A 4,581-nucleotide genomic window follows, 5' to 3' on the forward strand; every position below is an offset into this window, starting at 1 on the left:
CCGGGCGTCTCCGCGGCGGCCACGCGAGCCGGCGCCACTCTGCCGGGCGCGCTCGGGCTGCCGTCGGTGCCGGCCGGTCCGGCGTCCATGGGCGACCTGCTCGGGCTGGAGCACTGATGCGCGTCCTCGGGATCTGCCTGGTGGTGGCCGCGGCCGTCTTCTGCGGGTGGTCGGGCCTGGCCTGGCACCAGAGCGCGCACTCGTCGTCCGTACGGTTCGCACAGGCACGTGACCAGGTGCGGCGCGACGCCCGGCGGGAGATCGCCGTCCTGAACACCCTGGATCCCCGGCAGAGCGACGCCGGGCTGAGCCGCTGGCTGGACGCCTCGACCGGGGCGCTGCGCGACTCGCTGCGGCGCACGTCGGCGCAGGACCGGCAGAAGGCCGTCAAGGCCGGGACCGCGGCGGAGGGCACCGTCACCGACCTCGCGGTCACCGAGCTCGACACCCGTGCCGGCACCGCGCAGGTCATCGCGACCGTCCAGGTCAGGCTCGGCGCCTCCACGACCGAGCGGAAGCGCTTCACCGCCGTGCTGGCGCGTACGGGCGCCCAGTGGAGGCTCAGCTCGCTCACCGCCGTGCCGGTCGGCGCGTAGGAGGAGGGCCGTGAGCGTCACCGAAGAGTCCGAAGAGACCGGCAAGGTGCAAGAGACCGAGGCCGCCGAGAAGGCCGAGGCCGCCGAGAAAAGCGAGGCCGCCGACCAGGGTCAGACCGCCGACGACGCCCCGCGACACCGCCGGGTCCGCTGGCCGTTCGTGATCGTGCTGGTGTTCGTGCTGGCCGGGGCGGGGATGCAGGTGCTGAGCGCGCGGGCGCGGCACGATCCGGCGCTCGGCGACCGGACGCTGGTCGACACCGAGGCCACGTCGGTCGTCATCGGCGACGTCAGCAACGGGCTCACCAAGATCTTCTCCTACACGCCGGACAGCACGGCGACCACCGAGCAGGACGCGGCCGAGGTGCTGAGCGGCACCGCCGCGAGTGAGTACCGGACGCTGTTCGCCCAGGTGAAGCAGCACGCGGCGGCGGAGCGGCTCACGGTCACGACCCACGTCGTACGGGCCGGCGTCGTGCGGCTCACCCGCGACACGGCGCAGCTCCTGGTCTTCCTCGACCAGGTCATCGTCCGCAAGGACCGGCCCAAGGGCATGTCGGCGGCGGCCCAGCTCTCGGTCACCGCCCGGCGCCAGGGCGGCCACTGGCGCATCGTCGACATGCACGCCCGGTAACCCGTACGGCTCCACGAAAGGTGACAGCAGGTGGCACGGACCACAGCCGAGAAACGGCCCACGGAGCCCAGCGAGGACGCCGAGCCCCAGCCCGAGGAGACGGCGCCGGAAGAGGCAGCGTCCAAGGAGACCGAGACCGAGGAGACCGCGACCGGGGAGACCGAGACCGAGCAGGCGGCGCCCGAGGAGACCGAGACCGAGCGGGCGGCGCCCGAGGAGACCGAGGACGAGGACACCGACGCCGAGATGACCCAGGCCGGGGACGGCGCGGACGAGGAGGCCGCGGGAGAGACCTCGCGATGGCGCCTGCCCCGGATCTTCGATCCGGTGCTGCTGGTCGCGACCGTGCTCGTCGTGGTGGCGGCCGCGTGCGCGGGGTACTTCGGCTGGTCCTGGTACGGCGCGGCGCACGACGACTCCCTCGCCTACTCCCGCGACCGCGACGCCGTGCTGCGCGCCGCCGAGCAGGGCGTGCAGAACATGAACACCCTCGACTACCGCAAGGTGGACCAGGGCCTGGCGTCCTGGGAGGCGTCCTCGACCGGCGACCTGCACCAGGAGCTCGTCCAGGGCCGCGCCCAGTTCGCCCAGCAGGTACGGACCGCCAAGACGGTCACCACCGCGAAGATCCTCGACGCCGCCGTGACCGAGCTGGACGACCGGGCGGGCAAGGCCGGCGCGATCGTCGCCGTGCAGATCACCGTCACGCCGCCGACGGGTTCGCCGGTCACCAAGCAGAGCCGCATGCGGGCGCAGCTGTCCCGCACGCGGTCCGGCTGGAAGCTCAGCGCGCTCGGCCAGGCCCCCCTCGGCACGACCGCCGGCTGAGCCCGCCGTCCCTTCGCGAGAGGAACCTCCGCATGCCCTCCCTCCCGTTCGTCATCCGCCGCCGCACTCCCGAGGACGACAAGGCCCCGAAGCGGACCCGCGAGCGCCGGGTCCGGCGCCTGCCGGTCGCCCTGGGCGTCCTGACGGTGCTGCTGGGCGGCCTCGCGGTGTGGTTCGCCGAAGAGGCGGGCGCCGTGCGCGACCGCGCCGGAGCCGCCAACGTCGCGCTGACCGACCCCGCGCGTACGAGCGAGGTCACGGGCCAGGTCACCGACGCGGTGAACGCCCTGTTCTCCTACGACTACAGCGACGCCGGCCGGACGCAGCAGGCCGAGAACAGCCTGCTCACCGGCAAGGCGGTCGGCCAGTACGACACCATGCTCGCCCAGGTGCGCGCCCAGGCCCCGAAACAGAAGCTCGTGCTGACCACGACGGTCACCGACAGCGCGGTGGAGATGCTCGAGGGCGACCGCGCCCGCCTGCTGGTCTTCGCCGACCAGAGCAACACCCGCACGAGCGGCAAGCAGACCACCTACGCCGCGGCCATGCTCGCCGTCGACGCGGTCCGCCGGGACGGTCGCTGGAAGATCTCCAACCTGGACACGCTGAACGTGCCGCGCTGAGCGGTCACTCCTGAGGGGGACCGGCTCGGTGCCCGAGGGGGAGGAGGCGGGGGTGCCGTCCGCCGGATCCTGAGGACCTCGCGACTTCTCAGGAGGAGACAATGACCAACGCGACCCTGGTCCGAGTACGGCCGCCGATGTCGGGGCCGGTGCCCCGCTGGGCGGTACGGGCCGCCCATCTCATCCCACTGTGCGCCCTGCCGTCGGGCCTGTGGCGGATCGCCCTCGTCGCGGGGCTCGCCGGTTACCCGGGGCACCTGCGCCCCTGGGAGCCGGCGTACATCCTGTCGCTGTCGGTGGTCTCCGAGGCCTTCGCGCTGCTCGCGCTCGGCCTCGTACGGCCGTGGGGTGAGGTGGTGCCGGGCTGGATCCCGCTGCTGGGCGGCCGGCGGATCCCGACGATGGCGGCCGTCGTCCCCGCGGCCCTCGGCGCGTGTGCGGTCACCGCGATCTGGACGTTCAGCACGGTGAACTCCCCGAGGCTGGCGAACGGCGCGGCCGGGTTCCACGGCCCGGCGCTGTGGGCGATCTACGTGTGCTACGCGCCGCTTCTCGCCTGGGGCCCGCTGCTCGCCGCGGTGACCGTCGCCTACCACCGCCGCCGTTCGCCCGCGGCGTCCGGCCGAAGCCGTCTCACTCGCGGCCGGCCTCGGCGATGACCGCGGCGGCCAGGCGCGCCGACCGCTCGGCGACCTCGCGCGGGGGCATGGCCCGGCCGTGGTCCAGCCACCACGTGATCGTCTGCACGAAGATCGCCGACAGCACGGTGGGCACCAGTCCCTCGGGATCCTCGTCGGCGAAGTGCTCGGTGGTCATCGCGGCGAGCGCGGTGCGCATCCGGTCGGCGAACCAGGGGCTGCCTCTGCGGCCCAGCAGCGCGCCGTACAGCCGGCGGTAGTCGGCCACATGCTCGAAGAAGCCCACCCACCGCTCGCCGCTCGGCCGCTCGTCGCCGCCCATCGTGCCGCGCAACTCGGCCATCGCCTCGTCGAAGATCTGTTCGACCAGGTGGTACTTGTCGCGGTAGTTCCGGTAGAAGGCCGCCCGGCTGACCATCGCCCGTGAGGTGATCTCCCCGACCGTGATCCGGTCGAAGCCGCGCTCCTCGACCAGCTCCACCAGCGCCTCGCGCAACAGCTTTCGCGTACGCCGGACCCGCACGTTGGGCTGAGACACTTCCGGCTCCTTGTCTCGAACGGGACGGAATCCCCGAATCGGCGCTTGTCCCGATCGCGGCGTGCGCCAAGACTGATCGACCGAGACAGGTTGTCCCGTTACGACCAGGATGTCACGAAAGAGGAGCCGGGCATGCGAGTGATCGGAATACGTGAGTTCGGGCCGCCGGAGGTGCTCGGCGTCGACGAGCTGCCGGAGCCGGAGCCCGGAGCGGGCCAGGCGGTGGTGGCCGTCGAGGCGGCGAGCGTCATCTACGGCGATGTGATCGTCCGATCGGGACGGTATCCGGTCCCGCTGCCGTACGTGCCGGGCCTCGAGGTGGGAGGGGAGGTCGTCGCGGTCGGTCCCGGGACGGACCGGTCACTGCTCGGCCGCCGCGTCGTGGCCACGACCGCGGGCAACTCCGGCGGCTACGCGGAGCGCGCCCTGGTACCGGTCGCCTGGACCTTCCCCGTCCCGGACGAGCTGCCGTCGACGACCGCCCTCACCGTCTTCCAGGCCGGCGCGGTGGCGAGTGGCATGCTGGCCGCCATGCGCGTCCGCGACGGCGAGACGGTGCTGGTCACCGCGGCGGCGGGCCGGATCGGATCGCTGCTCGTGCAGCTCGCCAGGGCGGGCGGGGCGACGGTGATCGGCGCGGCCTCCGCCGGCAAGCTGGCCGCGGTGGAGGACTTCGGCGCCGACCATGCCGTGGACTACGGCGTCGGCGACTGGCCGGACCGGG

At 73.2% G+C, this 4,581-nt stretch carries 7 protein-coding genes; 6 read left to right on the forward strand and 1 reads right to left on the reverse strand.

Annotation, left to right across the window (positions count from 1 at the left end):
• Positions 1-116 precede the first annotated feature (116 nt).
• The 5 genes from ACFFNX_RS42980 to ACFFNX_RS43000 all read left to right on the forward strand — a co-directional run bounded on the left by ACFFNX_RS42980 (position 117) and on the right by ACFFNX_RS43000 (position 3,340).
• A complete protein-coding gene (locus ACFFNX_RS42980) occupies positions 117-596 on the forward strand; it encodes an Rv1363c family protein (protein ID WP_378212012.1) in 480 nt (159 codons plus the stop codon).
• A gap of 10 nt (positions 597-606) precedes the next feature.
• Positions 607-1,230 (forward strand): hypothetical protein, encoded by a 624-nt coding sequence (locus tag ACFFNX_RS42985; RefSeq protein WP_378212013.1) that lies wholly within the window; start codon positions 607-609, stop codon positions 1,228-1,230.
• A gap of 30 nt (positions 1,231-1,260) precedes the next feature.
• The gene (locus ACFFNX_RS42990; protein WP_378212014.1) at positions 1,261-2,058 is read left to right on the forward strand and encodes an Rv1363c family protein; all 798 of its coding nucleotides are present in this window, start codon (positions 1,261-1,263) and stop codon (positions 2,056-2,058) included.
• A gap of 32 nt (positions 2,059-2,090) precedes the next feature.
• The gene (locus ACFFNX_RS42995; protein WP_378212015.1) at positions 2,091-2,681 is read left to right on the forward strand and encodes a hypothetical protein; all 591 of its coding nucleotides are present in this window, start codon (positions 2,091-2,093) and stop codon (positions 2,679-2,681) included.
• A 101-nt stretch (positions 2,682-2,782) separates the two neighbouring features.
• A complete protein-coding gene (locus ACFFNX_RS43000; protein ID WP_378212016.1) occupies positions 2,783-3,340 on the forward strand; it encodes a hypothetical protein in 558 nt (185 codons plus the stop codon).
• Here ACFFNX_RS43000 and ACFFNX_RS43005 read toward each other — a convergent pair.
• On the reverse strand, positions 3,315-3,857 hold the full coding sequence (locus ACFFNX_RS43005) for a TetR/AcrR family transcriptional regulator (protein WP_378212017.1): 543 nt from the start codon (positions 3,855-3,857) through the stop codon (positions 3,315-3,317). The genes ACFFNX_RS43000 and ACFFNX_RS43005 overlap by 26 nt on opposite strands.
• A gap of 132 nt (positions 3,858-3,989) precedes the next feature.
• Here ACFFNX_RS43005 and ACFFNX_RS43010 point away from each other — a divergent pair.
• A partial coding sequence (locus ACFFNX_RS43010) for an alcohol dehydrogenase catalytic domain-containing protein (protein WP_378212018.1) occupies positions 3,990-4,581 on the forward strand: 592 nt, incomplete at its 3' end.

Source organism: Actinoallomurus acaciae (assembly GCF_042429965.1).
Taxonomy (GTDB): domain Bacteria; phylum Actinomycetota; class Actinomycetes; order Streptosporangiales; family Streptosporangiaceae; genus Actinoallomurus; species Actinoallomurus acaciae.

Coding starts and splice junctions, on each gene's coding strand:
- ACFFNX_RS42980 (WP_378212012.1), top strand. CDS start 117: ATGCGCGTCCTCGGGATCTGCCTGGTGGTGGCCGCGGCCGTCTTCTGC.
- ACFFNX_RS42995 (WP_378212015.1), top strand. CDS start 2,091: ATGCCCTCCCTCCCGTTCGTCATCCGCCGCCGCACTCCCGAGGACGAC.
- ACFFNX_RS43000 (WP_378212016.1), top strand. CDS start 2,783: ATGACCAACGCGACCCTGGTCCGAGTACGGCCGCCGATGTCGGGGCCG.